General features: G+C 55.2%; 27 protein-coding genes and 1 pseudogene. All 28 read left to right on the top strand.

Features of this window, described 5'->3' with window-relative positions; translation table 11 throughout:
- Positions 1 to 180, top strand: a pseudogene (gene tuf / locus FHI25_RS07545) (elongation factor Tu); the annotation flags it as partial.
- Between the two features lie 120 nt (positions 181 to 300).
- The gene (gene rpsJ, locus FHI25_RS07550) at positions 301 to 609 is read left to right on the top strand and encodes a 30S ribosomal protein S10 (protein WP_008892173.1); all 309 of its coding nucleotides are present in this window, start codon (positions 301 to 303) and stop codon (positions 607 to 609) included.
- Between the two features lie 16 nt (positions 610 to 625).
- Complete coding sequence (gene rplC / locus FHI25_RS07555; protein WP_008892174.1) at positions 626 to 1,342, top strand: 50S ribosomal protein L3; 717 nt, start codon at positions 626 to 628, stop codon at positions 1,340 to 1,342.
- 5 nt (positions 1,343 to 1,347) lie between these two features.
- Entirely contained in the window at positions 1,348 to 1,968 is a 621-nt protein-coding gene (rplD, locus tag FHI25_RS07560) for a 50S ribosomal protein L4 (protein WP_008892175.1), read from the top strand.
- Positions 1,965 to 2,267: a 50S ribosomal protein L23 gene (locus tag FHI25_RS07565; protein ID WP_008892176.1), complete on the top strand. Its 303-nt coding sequence runs from the start codon at positions 1,965 to 1,967 to the stop codon at positions 2,265 to 2,267. The genes rplD and FHI25_RS07565 overlap by 4 nt, the downstream gene beginning before the upstream one ends.
- Before the next feature lie 4 nt (positions 2,268 to 2,271).
- On the top strand, positions 2,272 to 3,099 hold the full coding sequence (gene rplB, locus FHI25_RS07570; RefSeq protein ID WP_008892177.1) for a 50S ribosomal protein L2: 828 nt from the start codon (positions 2,272 to 2,274) through the stop codon (positions 3,097 to 3,099).
- A gap of 16 nt (positions 3,100 to 3,115) precedes the next feature.
- Entirely contained in the window at positions 3,116 to 3,394 is a 279-nt protein-coding gene (rpsS, locus tag FHI25_RS07575; protein WP_008892178.1) for a 30S ribosomal protein S19, read from the top strand.
- A gap of 2 nt (positions 3,395 to 3,396) precedes the next feature.
- Complete coding sequence (rplV, locus tag FHI25_RS07580) at positions 3,397 to 3,777, top strand: 50S ribosomal protein L22 (protein ID WP_008892179.1); 381 nt, start codon at positions 3,397 to 3,399, stop codon at positions 3,775 to 3,777.
- On the top strand, positions 3,777 to 4,463 hold the full coding sequence (gene rpsC / locus FHI25_RS07585; protein ID WP_008892180.1) for a 30S ribosomal protein S3: 687 nt from the start codon (positions 3,777 to 3,779) through the stop codon (positions 4,461 to 4,463). The genes rplV and rpsC overlap by 1 nt, the downstream gene beginning before the upstream one ends.
- A 12-nt stretch (positions 4,464 to 4,475) precedes the next feature.
- On the top strand, positions 4,476 to 4,895 hold the full coding sequence (rplP, locus tag FHI25_RS07590; RefSeq protein ID WP_008892181.1) for a 50S ribosomal protein L16: 420 nt from the start codon (positions 4,476 to 4,478) through the stop codon (positions 4,893 to 4,895).
- 6 nt (positions 4,896 to 4,901) lie between these two features.
- Complete coding sequence (gene rpmC, locus FHI25_RS07595; protein WP_008892182.1) at positions 4,902 to 5,102, top strand: 50S ribosomal protein L29; 201 nt, start codon at positions 4,902 to 4,904, stop codon at positions 5,100 to 5,102.
- Between the two features lie 26 nt (positions 5,103 to 5,128).
- Entirely contained in the window at positions 5,129 to 5,362 is a 234-nt protein-coding gene (gene rpsQ / locus FHI25_RS07600) for a 30S ribosomal protein S17 (protein ID WP_008892183.1), read from the top strand.
- Positions 5,363 to 5,396: 34 nt separating this feature from the next.
- Positions 5,397 to 5,765, top strand: a complete 369-nt coding sequence (gene rplN, locus FHI25_RS07605) for a 50S ribosomal protein L14 (RefSeq protein ID WP_008892184.1) — start codon at positions 5,397 to 5,399, stop codon at positions 5,763 to 5,765.
- The gene (gene rplX, locus FHI25_RS07610; RefSeq protein WP_008892185.1) at positions 5,765 to 6,082 is read left to right on the top strand and encodes a 50S ribosomal protein L24; all 318 of its coding nucleotides are present in this window, start codon (positions 5,765 to 5,767) and stop codon (positions 6,080 to 6,082) included. The genes rplN and rplX overlap by 1 nt, the downstream gene beginning before the upstream one ends.
- A gap of 11 nt (positions 6,083 to 6,093) precedes the next feature.
- Positions 6,094 to 6,633: a 50S ribosomal protein L5 gene (rplE, locus tag FHI25_RS07615; RefSeq protein WP_008892186.1), complete on the top strand. Its 540-nt coding sequence runs from the start codon at positions 6,094 to 6,096 to the stop codon at positions 6,631 to 6,633.
- Positions 6,634 to 6,646: 13 nt separating this feature from the next.
- Entirely contained in the window at positions 6,647 to 6,952 is a 306-nt protein-coding gene (rpsN, locus tag FHI25_RS07620; protein WP_008892187.1) for a 30S ribosomal protein S14, read from the top strand.
- Between the two features lie 12 nt (positions 6,953 to 6,964).
- Positions 6,965 to 7,363, top strand: coding sequence for a 30S ribosomal protein S8 (gene rpsH, locus FHI25_RS07625; RefSeq protein WP_008892188.1), 399 nt, complete (start codon positions 6,965 to 6,967; stop codon positions 7,361 to 7,363).
- Between the two features lie 12 nt (positions 7,364 to 7,375).
- Positions 7,376 to 7,909, top strand: a complete 534-nt coding sequence (rplF, locus tag FHI25_RS07630; RefSeq protein WP_008892189.1) for a 50S ribosomal protein L6 — start codon at positions 7,376 to 7,378, stop codon at positions 7,907 to 7,909.
- 11 nt (positions 7,910 to 7,920) lie between these two features.
- Complete coding sequence (gene rplR / locus FHI25_RS07635; RefSeq protein ID WP_008892190.1) at positions 7,921 to 8,274, top strand: 50S ribosomal protein L18; 354 nt, start codon at positions 7,921 to 7,923, stop codon at positions 8,272 to 8,274.
- 11 nt (positions 8,275 to 8,285) lie between these two features.
- Positions 8,286 to 8,861 (top strand): 30S ribosomal protein S5, encoded by a 576-nt coding sequence (gene rpsE / locus FHI25_RS07640; RefSeq protein WP_008892191.1) that lies wholly within the window; start codon positions 8,286 to 8,288, stop codon positions 8,859 to 8,861.
- Positions 8,862 to 8,867: 6 nt separating this feature from the next.
- On the top strand, positions 8,868 to 9,062 hold the full coding sequence (rpmD, locus tag FHI25_RS07645; RefSeq protein ID WP_007091489.1) for a 50S ribosomal protein L30: 195 nt from the start codon (positions 8,868 to 8,870) through the stop codon (positions 9,060 to 9,062).
- Positions 9,063 to 9,091: 29 nt separating this feature from the next.
- The gene (rplO, locus tag FHI25_RS07650; RefSeq protein WP_008892192.1) at positions 9,092 to 9,577 is read left to right on the top strand and encodes a 50S ribosomal protein L15; all 486 of its coding nucleotides are present in this window, start codon (positions 9,092 to 9,094) and stop codon (positions 9,575 to 9,577) included.
- 80 nt (positions 9,578 to 9,657) lie between these two features.
- On the top strand, positions 9,658 to 11,004 hold the full coding sequence (secY, locus tag FHI25_RS07655; RefSeq protein ID WP_120225141.1) for a preprotein translocase subunit SecY: 1,347 nt from the start codon (positions 9,658 to 9,660) through the stop codon (positions 11,002 to 11,004).
- A 29-nt stretch (positions 11,005 to 11,033) separates the two neighbouring features.
- The gene (locus FHI25_RS07660) at positions 11,034 to 11,678 is read left to right on the top strand and encodes an adenylate kinase (RefSeq protein WP_008892194.1); all 645 of its coding nucleotides are present in this window, start codon (positions 11,034 to 11,036) and stop codon (positions 11,676 to 11,678) included.
- Positions 11,679 to 11,797: 119 nt separating this feature from the next.
- Positions 11,798 to 12,166 (top strand): 30S ribosomal protein S13, encoded by a 369-nt coding sequence (rpsM, locus tag FHI25_RS07665; protein WP_008892195.1) that lies wholly within the window; start codon positions 11,798 to 11,800, stop codon positions 12,164 to 12,166.
- Between the two features lie 15 nt (positions 12,167 to 12,181).
- A complete protein-coding gene (gene rpsK / locus FHI25_RS07670) occupies positions 12,182 to 12,574 on the top strand; it encodes a 30S ribosomal protein S11 (RefSeq protein WP_008892196.1) in 393 nt (130 codons plus the stop codon).
- A 123-nt stretch (positions 12,575 to 12,697) separates the two neighbouring features.
- Positions 12,698 to 13,714: a DNA-directed RNA polymerase subunit alpha gene (locus FHI25_RS07675; RefSeq protein ID WP_008892197.1), complete on the top strand. Its 1,017-nt coding sequence runs from the start codon at positions 12,698 to 12,700 to the stop codon at positions 13,712 to 13,714.
- A gap of 197 nt (positions 13,715 to 13,911) precedes the next feature.
- On the top strand, positions 13,912 to 14,343 hold the full coding sequence (rplQ, locus tag FHI25_RS07680; protein WP_008892198.1) for a 50S ribosomal protein L17: 432 nt from the start codon (positions 13,912 to 13,914) through the stop codon (positions 14,341 to 14,343).
- Position 14,344: the final 1 nt, after the last annotated feature.

Consider the following 14,344-nt stretch of genomic DNA (forward strand, 5'->3'; position numbering starts at 1 on the left):
ACTGACGTAACCGGTTCGATCGAGCTGCCGGCTGGCACCGAAATGGTTATGCCGGGCGACAACGTTCAGATGACCGCAACTCTCATTGCACCGATCGCAATGGACGAAGGTCTGCGTTTCGCAATCCGTGAAGGCGGTCGTACCGTCGGCGCGGGCGTTGTTGCCAAGATCATCGAATAATTTTTTCTCTTGATCTTTGTGGAGCGGGCGGCTATGTAAGCCGCCCGCAACACTTTTGCGGCAATCGTCAACTCCAGTTGAGGGGCCGGTGTCCTTTTGAGGGCTCCGGTACATAATTACATGGATAGTCAGAACATTCGCATTCGCCTCAAGGCGTTTGACCATCGCGTGCTGGATCAGTCCACGCGTGAGATCGTCAATACGGCGAAGCGCACTGGCGCAGAGGTCCGCGGCCCGATTCCGCTGCCGACCCGCATCGAAAAGTACACTGTTCTGCGGTCTCCGCACGTGAACAAAAAGTCACGCGAACAGCTTGAAATCCGTACGCACAAGCGTCTTCTCGACATTGTCGACCCGACCCCGCAAACCGTCGATGCTCTTATGAAGCTCGACCTTGCGTCCGGTGTCGATGTCGAGATCAAACTTTAATCGGGAGTAAGCCGCAATGCGTAGTGGACTTATTACCCAGAAGGTCGGTATGACCCGCGTCTTCAACGACGACGGTTCCCACCTTCCTGTAACCGTTCTGAAGGTCGAAGATCTTCAGGTTGTCGCCAACCGTACCAACGATACCGACGGCTACGTCGCTGTTCAGCTTGGTTATGGCAAAGCGAAAGTGAAAAACGTATCCAAGCCGATGCGTGGCCACTTCGCCAAAGCCAAGGTTGAGCCGAAAGCCAAACTTGCTGAATTCCGCGTGAGCGAAGATGGCCTGATCGAAGTTGGTGCAGAACTTGCTGCAACCCATTTCGTCGAAGGCCAGTACGTTGACGTAATCGGCACGTCCATCGGTAAAGGTTTTGCCGGTGCGATGAAGCGTCACAACTTCGGTGGTCTGCGTGCGTCGCACGGTGTGTCTGTATCGCACCGTTCGCATGGTTCCACCGGTCAGTGCCAGGACCCGGGCCGCGTCTTCAAAGGTAAGAAGATGGCTGGTCACCTCGGTGCCGCACGTGTAACCGTTCAGTCCCTTAAAGTCGTGTCTTCGGACGCCGACAAAGGCCTGATCCTGGTGCATGGTGCCGTTCCGGGTCACAAGGGTGCCTATGTCCTTGTCAAGGATGCCGTGAAGCGTGCTGCACCGGAAGGTCTGCCGTTCCCGGCCGCGCTCAAGGGTGCTGCCCCGGCCGCTGAAGAAGCTGTCGCCGAGGATAAGGAATAAGCATCATGAAGCTCGACATTCTCAAACTTGACGCTTCCAAGTCCGGTAAGATTGATCTTGCAGAAGACATCTTTGGTCTGGAAGTACGTCGTGACGTCCTGCACCGCATGGTGAACTGGCAGCTGGCAAAACGCCGTGCCGGTACCCACAAGGTAAAGGAAAAGTCCGAAGTTTCCGCAACCACGAAAAAATTCGTGCGTCAGAAGGGTAGTGGCGGTGCACGTCACGGTTCCCGTAAAGCCGCACAGTTCCGTGGTGGTGGTACCGTGCACGGTCCGCGCGTTCGCGACCACGCACACGATCTGACCAAGAAGTTCCGTAAACTCGCGCTGAAAACCGCTCTGTCGGCCAAGGCAAAAGACGGTAAGCTTATCGTTCTTGATAATGCGGAATTCTCGGACGCCAAAACGAAGAATCTGGTCGCAGTTTTCAATAAACTCGGCTGGAAGTCTGCACTGATCATCGACGGTGCGCAGGTCAACGAAGGTTTTGCACGCGCAGCGCGCAACATCCCGCAGGTTGATGTGCTCCCGCAGATTGGTGCTAACGTCTATGACATCCTGCGCCGTGACACCCTGGTGCTGACCAAGGGTGCGGTCGAAGCGTTGGAGGCACGTCTCAAATGACGATCATCAGCAAAGAGCGGATGTACGAAGTCATCCGCGCCCCGCATATCACTGAAAAGTCGACGCTGATTTCTGAACACAACGCAGTTGCGTTCAAAGTTGCGATCGACGCCACCAAGCCGGAGATCAAGGCTGCTGTGGAAGGTCTGTTCGGGGTGAAGGTCAAGGCGGTCAATACCTCTGTGGTAAAAGGAAAGACCAAGCGTTTTCGCGGTATTTCCGGTCGTCGGAGCGATTTCAAGAAAGCGATGGTGACCCTCGAAGAGGGCCAGTCCATCGATGTGACTACGGGAATCTAAGACAATGGCTTTGAAGAAGTTTAAACCAACCTCTCCTGGTCGCCGTCAGCTGGTTCTCGTGGATCGTTCTGATCTCCACAAGGGCAAGCCGATCAAAGCGTTGACCGAAGGTCTTCGCAAGAAAGGTGGCCGTAACAACACTGGTCGTATCACCGCCCGCCGTATTGGTGGTGGTCACAAACGTCGTTACCGTCTCATCGACTTCAAACGTACCAAGTTTGACGTCGTCGGTACCGTCGAGCGTTTGGAATATGATCCGAACCGTACCGCGTTTATCGCACTGGTTCGCTATTCCGACGACGAGCTGGCCTACATCCTCGCACCGCAGCGTCTCGCTGTCGGCGACAACGTTGTTGCCGCTGAACGCGTAGACATTAAGCCGGGTAACGCCGCACCGCTGAAGAACATTCCGGTCGGTACCATTGTCCATAACGTCGAACTGAAAGCCGGTAAAGGTGGTCAGGTCGCACGTTCAGCAGGCTCGTATGTACAGCTTGTTGGTAAGGACCAGGGTTACGCCCAGCTTAAGCTGTCCTCCGGTGAGGTACGTTTGGTTCGTGGTGAATGCATGGCTACCATCGGTGCCGTGTCCAACCCGGACCATCAGAACTCGAACCTTGGTAAAGCCGGCCGTAATCGCTGGCTTGGCAAGCGTCCTTCGGTTCGTGGCGTTGCCATGAACCCGATCGATCACCCGCATGGTGGTGGTGAAGGTCGTACGTCGGGTGGTCGTCACCCGGTTACGCCGTGGGGCAAGCCTACCAAGGGCAAACGTACCCGCTCGAACAAAAAGACCGACGCGCTCATCATGCGCCGTCGTCACAAGAGCTAACGGAGGAGGCTAGACTATGGCGCGTTCCGTTTGGAAGGGTCCGTTTGTTGACGGATACCTTCTTAAGAAAGCCGATACTGTCCGTGCCTCAGGCCGGAATGAGGTAATTAAGACCTGGTCGCGGCGTTCGACGATTCTGCCGCAATTCGTAGGCCTCACCTTTGGGGTTTACAATGGCCAGAAATTCCTGCCGGTGCTCGTGACCGAAGATATGATTGGTCACAAGTTCGGTGAATTCTCGCCGACCCGTACCTACTATGGTCACGCGGCCGACAAAAAGGCGAAGAGGAAGTAACGATGGGTAAGAAAGCTGACATCCGTCGGCTGGCGGATAACGAGGCCGCGGCTTCGCTCCGGGCAGTACGCATTTCCCCGCGTAAGCTCAACCTCGTCGCCGAGTCGATTCGTGGTATGAAGGCAGAAGCTGCTTTGGCAGAACTGACCTTCTCCAATAAACGCATTTCGCAGGACGTCAAAAAGCTGCTGGAATCGGCAATTGCTAATGCCGAAAACAACCATCAGCTCGATGTTGACCGTCTCTATATTAAAGAGGCATCTGTTGGTAAGGCCTTCGTAATGAAGCGCTGGCGCGCCCGTGCACGCGGTCGTGTTGGCAAAATCATTAAGCCGTTCTCCAACATGCGCATCGTCGTTTGCGAACGTGAGGAGGCCGAGTAATGGGTCAGAAAATTAATCCGATCGGTCTGCGCGTTGGCATTAACCGTACCTGGGATTCCCGCTGGTACGCCAACAAGGCCGATTTCGCTGGTCTTCTTCACGAAGATCTCGCGATCCGCAATTTCATCTTCGACCGTCTGAAACAGGCGGGTGTATCGAAGGTGATTATCGAACGTCCGGCGAAGAAAGCCCGCATTTCGATCCACACCGCTCGTCCGGGCGTTGTGATCGGGAAAAAAGGCCAGGACATCGAGAAGCTCAAGAACGATCTGCAGAAACTGGCAAATGCCGAAGTGCAGGTTAACATCATCGAGATCCGCAAGCCGGAACTCGATGCCAAGCTGGTCGCTGACAACATCGCCCAGCAGCTTGAGCGCCGTGTTTCGTTCCGTCGCGCTATGAAGCGCTCGGTTCAGAACGCAATGCGTCTCGGTGCCGGTGGCATTCGTATTAATGCTGCTGGTCGTCTTGGTGGCGCTGAAATCGCCCGTACCGAATGGTACCGTGAAGGTCGCGTTCCGCTGCATACCCTGCGTGCGGACGTTGATTATGGCACTTCGGAAGCACACACCACCTACGGTGTTTGCGGTCTGAAGGTCTGGATCTTCAAGGGCGAAATCATGGCACATGATCCGTTGGCTTCTGAGCGTCGCGCTCTCGAGTCGGCTGGTTCCGGTCGTAAGTAAGGAGATCCCGATATGCTTTCTCCGAAACGTACAAAGTTCCGTAAAGCCCACAAAGGCCGCCTTAAAGGCGAAGCCAAGGGTGGTACCGAACTTAATTTCGGCGCTTATGGCTTGAAAGCCATGGAGCCGGAGCGTATAACGGCGCGTCAGATCGAAGCGGCTCGCCGCGCGATCACCCGCCACATGCGCCGTCAAGGCCGTGTGTGGATTCGCGTTTTCCCGGATCTCCCGGTCTCGCAGAAGCCTGCCGAAGTCCGTCAGGGTAAAGGTAAAGGCTCGCCTGAATATTGGGCGGCACGCGTTAAACCGGGTCGGATCATGTTTGAACTCGACGGTGTTCCGTTGGATCTTGCACGCCGTGCTTTCGAGCTGGCAGCGGCAAAATTGCCGATCAAGACCAAGTTTGTCACCCGTCTTGGTGAAGGGGAGTAATTAGTGATGAAAATTGCTGATCTCCGCGCTAAAAGCGCTGACGAACTGAAGCAGCTGCTTCTGGACCTGCGTAAGGAATCGTTCAATATGCGTTTCCAGCAGGCTTCGGGGCAGTTCGAGAACACTGCGCGGGTCCGCCAGGTCCGTCGTGATATTGCCCGCATTAAAACCCTTCTCGGTAACGAGAAGGGTGCAACCGCGGCCTAACTGGACACGCAGAGGAGTAGACACACATGCCGAGGCGTGTATTGCAGGGGACAGTCGTTTCGACCAAAAACGACAAGACCGTGGTGGTCCGAGTGGAGCGCCAGGTCATGCACCCGCTGTATAAAAAGTACGTGCGTAAGTCGAAGAAATTCCACGCGCACGATGAAGAGAACCGCTTCAAAACGGGTGACGTTGTTCGCATTCGCGAATGCAAACCGATCTCGAAGTTGAAGTCTTGGGAAGTAGTGGTCGAGGAGTGAGTCCTCAGCCCAATCATAGTCAAGGGGTAAACCCATGATCCAGATGCAGTCCAATCTGGACGTCGCCGACAACAGCGGCGCTCGCCGCGTCCAGTGCATCAAGGTGCTGGGCGGCTCGAAGCGCAAAACCGCCAACGTTGGTGATGTTATCGTGGTTTCCGTCAAGGAAGCCATTCCGCGCGGTCGCGTAAAGAAGGGTGCAGTTCACAAAGCTGTCATCGTTCGCACCGCAAAGGAAATTCGTCGTGCCGATGGCTCGGCGATCCGCTTTGACCGCAACGCTGCCGTTCTCATTAATGCGAACGGCGAGCCGATCGGCACGCGTATTTTTGGCCCGGTAACCCGTGAACTTCGTTCTAAAGGTTACATGAAGATCATTTCGCTCGCTCCGGAGGTGCTGTAATGGCTGCCAAGATTAAAAAGGGCGATCGCGTCGTTGTTCTGACGGGTAAAGACAAAGGGAAAACCGGCGAAGTTCTCGCCGCTTTCCCGACCGAGAACAAAGTTCTGGTTTCGGGCATCAACCTGGTGAAACGTCACCAGCGCCCGACCGGTGCTGATGCTGGTGGCATCGTCGAAAAGGAAGCAAAAATTGCTGTTTCCAACGTCGCGATTGTTGACCCGAAAGAAAACAAGCCGACCCGCGTCGGTTTCAAGACCCTCGATGATGGTCGCAAGGTTCGCGTAGCGAAGCTCAGCGGCGAAGTCATCGACAACTGAGGGACGGAAAAATGACGCGCCTGCGCGAACATTACAAAGAAGTGGTGCGTGACGCACTCCAGAAGGAGTTCTCCTACGAGAACACCATGGAGATTCCGCGCCTCGAGAAAATCGTGATCAACATGGGTGTCGGCGACGCCACCCAGGATCGTAAGAAGCTGGAAGGTGCTGCTGCGGATCTCGCTGCTATCACCGGTCAGAAGCCTGTCTTCACCAAGGCGAAAAAGTCCGTTGCGGCTTTCAAGCTGCGTGAAGGTATGAACATCGGTTGTAAAGTGACCTTGCGTCGCGACCGTATGTTTGAGTTCTTGGACCGCCTGGTCACCATCGCGCTGCCGCGCGTTCGTGACTTCCGCGGCCTGAACAAAAAATCTTTCGATGGCCGTGGCAACTTTGCCATGGGCTTGAAAGAACAGTTCGTCTTTCCTGAGGTAGAGTACGACAAAGTCGACTCTGTTCGCGGGATGGATATCATCATTTGTACCACGGCTAAGTCCGACGATGAAGCTCTCGCCCTTCTTAAGGGCTTTGATCTTCCGTTCGGAAACTAACGGAGGTTGGCCCATGGCCAAGAAAAGCGCTGTAGAGCGTGAACTCAAACGTGAACGCCTGGCAAAAAAATATGCTGCCAAGCGTGCCGCCCTTAAAGCGGTTATCGCAAATCGCGAGACGACCCCTGAGGATCGTATCGTTGCTGTGATGAAACTCGCCCAGCTGCCGCGTAACTCGGCTCGTATCCGTCAGCGTATTCGCTGCCAGATCACCGGTCGTCCGCGTGGTGTCTATCGCAAATTCCGCCTGTCCCGTATCGCGCTTCGTGAACTTGCTTCACGTGGTCAGATCCCGGGCATGGTGAAGTCGAGCTGGTAAGGAGGACATCACATGTCGATGACTGATCCAGTCGGTGATATGCTCACGCGTATCCGTAACGGCCAGCGCGTTGGTAAATCCAGCGTCGTTTCGCCGGCTTCGAAACTGCGTACCGGTGTGCTGGATGTTCTCCAGCGCGAAGGTTATATCCGCGGTTACAATGTTAATGAAATTCGCAAGGGCGTCAGCGAAATCACCATCGAACTCAAATATTTTGAGGGTGATGGCGTGATTAAGCAGATCGACCGCGTCTCGACCCCGGGTCGTCGTGTATATTCGAAGATCAAAGATCTTCCGAAGGTATATAACGGTCTGGGCATCGCAGTCCTGTCCACTCCGCGAGGGGTTCTATCGGATCAGGAGGCTCGCGAGCAGAATGTCGGCGGCGAAATCCTCTGCAAGGTATTCTAAGGAGGGCCAACGATGTCGCGAGTAGGAAAAAACCCGGTGGTCGTGCCTAACGGCGTTACCATCACCTTGACCGAAGAGCAGATCAGCGCAAAAGGCAAGCTCGGTGAGCTTAACCTGGCTTTGACCTCGGACGTATCCGTCACTCAGGAAGATAACCAGATCTTCGTGAAACCTAAAAACGATAGCAAGCGCGCTCGTGCCCTTTGGGGTACCACCCGTGCCAATATCGCGAACCTCGTTACCGGGGTTTCGGAAGGGTTCACCAAGAAACTGGAAATCACCGGTGTTGGTTACCGTGCGCAGGTTCAGGGCAAAAACCTGGTTCTGCAGCTTGGCTTCTCACATGACGTAGAAATGGAGATCCCTGCGGGTCTTAACGTCGTTGCTGAAAAGCCGACCCTCGTCGCCATTTCTGGCGCAGATAAACAACTCGTTGGTCAGTTCGCTGCGAATGCACGCGGCTGGCGCGGTCCGGAGCCTTACAAAGGCAAGGGTGTCCGCTACGAAGGCGAGTATATCTTGCGCAAAGAAGGCAAGAAGAAGTAAGGACAGGCACGATGAAAAACGTGAGAAGCCTATTCGAACGCCGCAAGCGTCGCGTTCGTTTTGCGATCCGCCAGAAAGCGGCCGGTCGCCCGCGCCTCAGCGTGCACCGTTCGAACGCCCACATCTATGCTCAGATCATCGACGACGTCAAAGGCACCACCCTGGTGGCTGCTTCGACGATGGAGAAAGATCTGAAGGCGAAAGGCAGCAATGCCGACGCCGCTGCTCTGGTTGGCAAGGCAATTGCCGAGCGCGCAGTCAAAGCTGGTGTGAAAACGGTCGTTTTCGATCGTGGCGGGTATCTGTTCCATGGCCGGGTGAAAGCTCTGGCCGATGCCGCCCGTGAGGGCGGTCTGGACTTCTAAGGAGCACGACCATGGCACGTAACCAGAATCAACAGCAGCAGGCGCCGAAAGCCCGTGAAGAAAACGAACTCGTCGACAAGCTGGTTGGTATCAACCGCGTCGCGAAAGTCGTTAAGGGCGGCCGTCGCTTTGCTTTCTCCGCAATGGTAGTTGTCGGTGACCAGCGCGGTCGCGTCGGATACGGCACGGGTAAAGCCCGTGAAGTTCCGGAAGCGATCCGTAAGGCCACCGAAGCTGCTAAACGTAACATGATCCGCGTTCCGCTGCGTGAAGGCCGTACCCTTCACCATGATACGCAGGGCCATTTCGGTGCAGGCAAGGTTATCCTTCGCTCCGCTCCGGCTGGTACCGGTATCATCGCAGGCGGTGCGATGCGTGCGGTTTTCGAAACCATGGGCGTTCAGGACGTTGTGTCCAAATGCACCGGTTCGAACAATCCGCACAACGTGATCCGCGCAACCCTTGACGCTCTGGTCAACGGTGCTTCCCCGCGTCAGGTCGCTGCTAAGCGTGGCCTGAAAGTCGGTGACGTCGTTGCCCGTCGCGATAGCGGTTCGGCTGCTGCCGCCGTTCTCGAAAAGGAGTAATTCGATATGGCTGCTAAGAAAAAAGCGACCGTACGCGTTACCCAGACGGGTTCGCCGATCGGACGTCCGGCTGATCAGCGCCAGACCCTCGTTGGTCTTGGCCTGAACAAACTGCACCGGACTCGTGAGCTGGAAGATACTCCGGCTGTTCGCGGTATGATCGCAAAGGTCAAACACCTCGTCCGTGTGGACGAGGCTTGATTGACCCCAGATCGAAAAGGTGTTGAACGATGAAACTCAACGAACTCGCCGATAACCCGGGTGCCCGCAAGGCGCGCACCCGCGTCGGTCGCGGCATCGGTTCGGGCAAAGGCAAAACTTCTGGCGCAGGTCAGAAGGGTCAGAAGTCCCGTTCGGGTGTAGCCATCAATGGCTTCGAAGGTGGGCAGATGCCTATCTATCGCCGTCTTCCGAAACGCGGCTTCAAAAACCCGTTCAAGAAACAGTTCGGCGTTGTGAACCTTGGTACCCTTCAGACTGCTGTTGATAACGGCGTTCTTGAAGAAGGTGCAAATGTCACCGTCGCTGTTCTTGCGGAAAAAGGTCTGGCTCGTCCGCAGAAAGACGGTCTGCGTCTTCTTGCCAAAGGCGAACTGAAAGCGAAACTGAACATCGAAATCTCCGGTGCTTCCAAAGCAGCTGTTGAAGCTGTCGAGAAAGCTGGTGGTTCGGTGAAGGTTCTTGCTCCGGTCGCTGCTGCAGAATCCGCAGAATAAGCCTAAATTGACTTCGAGAGGGTCCGGTTCCAGTACACGGGACCGGACCCTCCAGTTTATGTGTATTGGGAGATGAGTGCATGGCATCGGCCGCCGAGCAGCTTGCCGCGAACTTGAATTGGTCCGCTTTTTCAAAGTCAACCGAGCTTAAAAAGCGTATCTGGTTCACTTTGGGCGCGCTTATTGTTTACCGTCTTGGAACCTATATTCCGGTTCCTGGTGTCGACCCGTCTATTCTTGCTGACATTTTCCGTCAGAATGCGGGTGGCGTTCTGGGCATGTTTGACATGTTCGCCGGTGGTGCGCTGGGTCGTATGACGATCTTCGCGCTGAATATCATGCCGTACATCTCGGCCTCGATTATTATTCAGTTGATGACGACTGTTTCGCCAACGCTTGAGCAACTCAAGAAGGAAGGCGAGCAGGGTCGTAAAAAGATTAATCAATATACCCGCTATCTGACGGTACTGATTGCAACAGTGCAGGCATGGGGCATTGCTGTTGGTCTTGAAAGCATGACCGGTTCTTCCGGTGCTGCTGTTCCGGATCCGGGCATGTTCTTCCGCATTACCGCTGTGATCACCCTTGTCGGTGGCACTATGTTCCTGATGTGGCTTGGTGAACAGATCACCCAGCGCGGCATTGGTAACGGTATTTCGCTGATCATTTTTGCCGGTATTGTTGCCGGCCTGCCAAGCGCGATTGCAGGCACCCTTGAACTGGGTCGTACCGGTGCGATCTCTGCACTGGTTATCGTTGCAATCATCGTTCTGGCAATCGCAGTTATCGCTTTCATCGTCTTTGTTGAACGTGCGCAGCGCCGCGTTCTGATCCAGTACCCGAAACGCCAGGTCGGCATGAAGGTCATGGAAGGTCAGAGCTCGCACCTGCCGCTCAAGATCAACACTGCCGGTGTTATTCCGCCGATCTTCGCAAGCTCGCTGCTGCTCATGCCGCTGTCGGTTGCCCAGTTCACCACCGGTGTTGATGCCCCGGCCTGGTTGACGACTGCAACTGCACTGCTTGGCCGTGGTCAACCGCTTTATATTGCGCTTTATATCGGTTTGATCGTCTTCTTTGCCTTCTTCTACACTGCGGTTGTTTTCAACCCGGAAGATACGGCAGACAACCTGAAGAAACATGGTGGCTTTATTCCGGGCATTCGTCCGGGTAAAAATACAGCCAACTATCTGGATTTCATTCTGACCCGTCTGACGGTGATCGGTGCAGCGTATCTCGCATTCGTCTGTATCCTGCCGGAACTGCTGATCGCGGAATGGTCTGTTCCCTTCTACTTTGGTGGGACTAGCCTCCTGATCGTTGTCACGGTAACCATGGATACCGTTGCGCAGATTCAGTCTCATATGCTGGCTCATCAGTATGAAGGCCTGATCAAGAAATCCAAACTGCGTGGTCGCCGCCGTTAAAGGCGACCACCGCATTCAGGGGGAAGACGATGAACATTATTCTTCTTGGCCCTCCCGGCGCAGGGAAAGGTACCCAGGCCAAGCGTCTTGAAACAGGACGCGGCATGATCCAGCTCTCGACGGGCGACATGCTCCGCGCGGCGGTTGCCGCTGGCACGGAACTGGGGCAGAAGGCAAAGGAAGTCATGGATGCGGGTCAGCTCGTATCCGACGATCTGATGATCGGTCTGATTTCCGAACGACTTGACCAGGATGATACCAAGGGTGGTTTCATTCTGGACGGGTTCCCACGCACCACCGCCCAGGCAGAAGCCTTGGACGAGATGCTGGAATCCAAGGGACTGGCACTTGATTATGTGATTGAACTGCGTGTTGACGATGCAGCACTGGTGGCCCGTATTGTTGGCCGCTATACCTGCGCGAAATGCGGGCAGGGCTATCACGACGAGTTCCAGAAACCCGCCAAGGAAGGTGTCTGTGACGTATGTGGCAGCACCGAATTTAAACGCCGTGCGGACGACAATGCCGAGACGGTCACTTCGCGACTGGAAGCTTATCACAAGCAGACAGCACCGATCATTCCTTACTATGAAAAGGTCGGTAAGCTGAAAACAGTTGACGGGATGGCTGAAATCGACCAAGTTACGCGCGAGATTGAAGCCATCCTGGGGTAATTTCCCGGGCAGGGCGTTTTTTTGCTGGCGGGTTGGCAGTAATGCTGGCCCGCTTTTGCAGCGTCCTACCCTACCGGATCTGCCCCTGGGTTTGTTAACAGGAAACAGGAGTTCACATAGTGGCTCGTATTGCTGGCGTAAACATCCCGACCGCTAAGCGTGTCGTGATTGCGCTTACCTACATCACCGGTATTGGCCCGGCTAAAGCCAAAGAAATTTGCGCAAAGGTTGGTATCGAATCCGCAACCCGCGTTCATCAGCTTTCTGATGACCAGGTTCTGAAGGTTCGTGAAGTCATCGACGCTGATTACACCGTCGAAGGCGACCTCCGTCGTGAAACCGCAATGAACATTAAACGTCTGATGGACCTGGGCAGCTATCGCGGCCTGCGTCATCGTCGCGGTCTCCCGGTACGCGGTCAGCGTACCCACACCAACGCTCGCACCCGTAAGGGCCCGGCTAAGCCGATTGCTGGCAAGAAGAAGTAAGGTAGGGGAACGACAATGGCGAAGACTCCTCAGACTCGCGTGCGTCGCCGCGAGCGCAAGAACATTACGAACGGTATCGCGCACGTAAACGCGACCTTCAACAACACCATGATCACCATTACCGACGTACAGGGAAATACCATTTCCTGGTCGACCGCTGGTGGTATGGGTTTCCGCGGTTCGCGTAAATCGACTCCGTATGCTGCACAGATGGCTGCCGAAGACGCAGGTAAAAAAGCTGCTGAACACGGTATGAAAACCCTCGAAGTACAGGTTAAAGGCCCGGGTTCGGGACGTGAATCTGCACTGCGTGCGCTTCAGGCTGTCGGTTTCACCATTACGTCGATCAAAGACGTAACGCCGATTCCGCACAACGGTTGCCGTCCGCGTAAACGTCGTCGCGTCTAATCGCGTCGATCCTTGCGGACGACCCCGCGTTTGGGCCCGGGATGACCGGGCCTCTTCGCGTTTCTCGTGGGGGCAAGTTTATTGCCCTCCTTTCCATAGGCTCCAGTTGCGAAGGTGGGTCTCGTGATTCAAAAGAACTGGCAGGAACTGATTAAGCCGACGAAGCTTGATGTTACTCCGGGTACTGATGCCAGCCGTATTGGTACGATCGTGGCAGAACCGCTGGAGCGCGGTTTTGGTCAGACTCTGGGTAACGCGCTGCGTCGCATTCTGCTGTCGTCGCTCCAGGGTTCGGCAGTTACCGCGATCCAGATCGATGGTGTATTGCACGAATTTTCGTCGATCCCGGGTGTGCGTGAAGATGTCACCGACATCATCCTGAACATCAAGACCATGGGCGTGCGCATGCATGCTGAAGGTCCGAAGAAAATGGCTCTGAAGGCGACCGGCCCTGGTGCCGTCACCGCAGGTCAGATCGAAACCGGTGCGGATATCGAAATCCTTAACCCGGATCTCGAGCTTTGCCATCTTGACGATGGTGCTACGCTCAACATCGAATTCACCGTTGATAACGGTAAAGGCTATGTTGCAGCCAGCTCGCACAGCTCGTCGGACGCGCCGATTGGTCTTATTCCGATCGATGCGATCTTCAGCCCGATCCGTAAAGTGGCCTACAAGGTGGAAAACACCCGTGTTGGTCAGGATACCGACTTTGACAAGCTGTCGCTGACCGTTGAAACCAACGGTGCACTGACCCCGGAAGATTCGGTTGCACTTGCTGCCCGTATCCTTCAGGACCAGCTGTCGCTGTTCGTCAACTTCGAAGAGCCGGAAGCGGTTGTCGAAGAGAAGAAAGAAGACGAACTGCCGTTCAACCGTAACCTTCTTCGTAAGGTTGACGAGCTTGAGCTGTCGGTACGTTCGGCAAACTGCCTGAAGAACGACAACATCATCTATATCGGTGATCTTGTTCAGAAGACCGAAGCAGAAATGCTCCGTACGCCGAACTTCGGCCGTAAGTCGCTGAACGAAATCAAGGATGTTCTGGCTCAGATGGGTCTGCATCTCGGTATGGAAGTCGGCGGTTGGCCGCCGGAAAACATCGAAGAACTTGCGCGCAAGTTCGAAGATCCGTTCTAAGAACGGGTCTTCGGCCTTCGGGCCGAGATCGGAACATTCGTGTTCCAAACCGGGGACCCCAGTTGTTTGGGCATCCGGCGGGCTTGTTGCCCACACCGCACGTGCATAACCTGGCCTTTGTGTAAAAGTGATCAGGGTGGCGGCGCGGTTTTACAATCGGTTTCGTGAGCGAAGCCAGGCTATTAAGGAGAGTTACCATGCGTCACGGTATGCAAGGCCGTAAGCTTAATCGTACTTCGTCCCATCGTAAGGCGATGTTTGCCAACATGGCAGTTTCACTGCTCACCCACGAGCAGATCAAAACCACTCTTCCGAAGGCCAAGGATCTTCGCCCGTATGTCGAAAAACTGATTACGCTGGGCAAGCGGGGCGACCTGCATGCACGCCGTCAGGCCATTTCGATCCTGCGTGATGACAAAGTCGTTGCCAAGCTGTTCGGCGAAATCGCTGACCGCTACAAAGAGCGCGCTGGTGGTTACACCCGTGTTCTCAAGGCCGGCTTCCGTTATGGCGATGCGGCTCCGGTTGCTGTGATTGAACTTGTCGATCGCAACGCCGATGCAAAAGGCGCGGAAGACCGTGCTCGCCTCGAAGCAGAGGGCGAAGGCGAAGAAGCAGCTGCTGAATAAG

The sequence above is a fragment of the Thalassospira sp. ER-Se-21-Dark genome, assembly GCF_017922435.1.
GTDB lineage: Bacteria > Pseudomonadota > Alphaproteobacteria > Rhodospirillales > Thalassospiraceae > Thalassospira.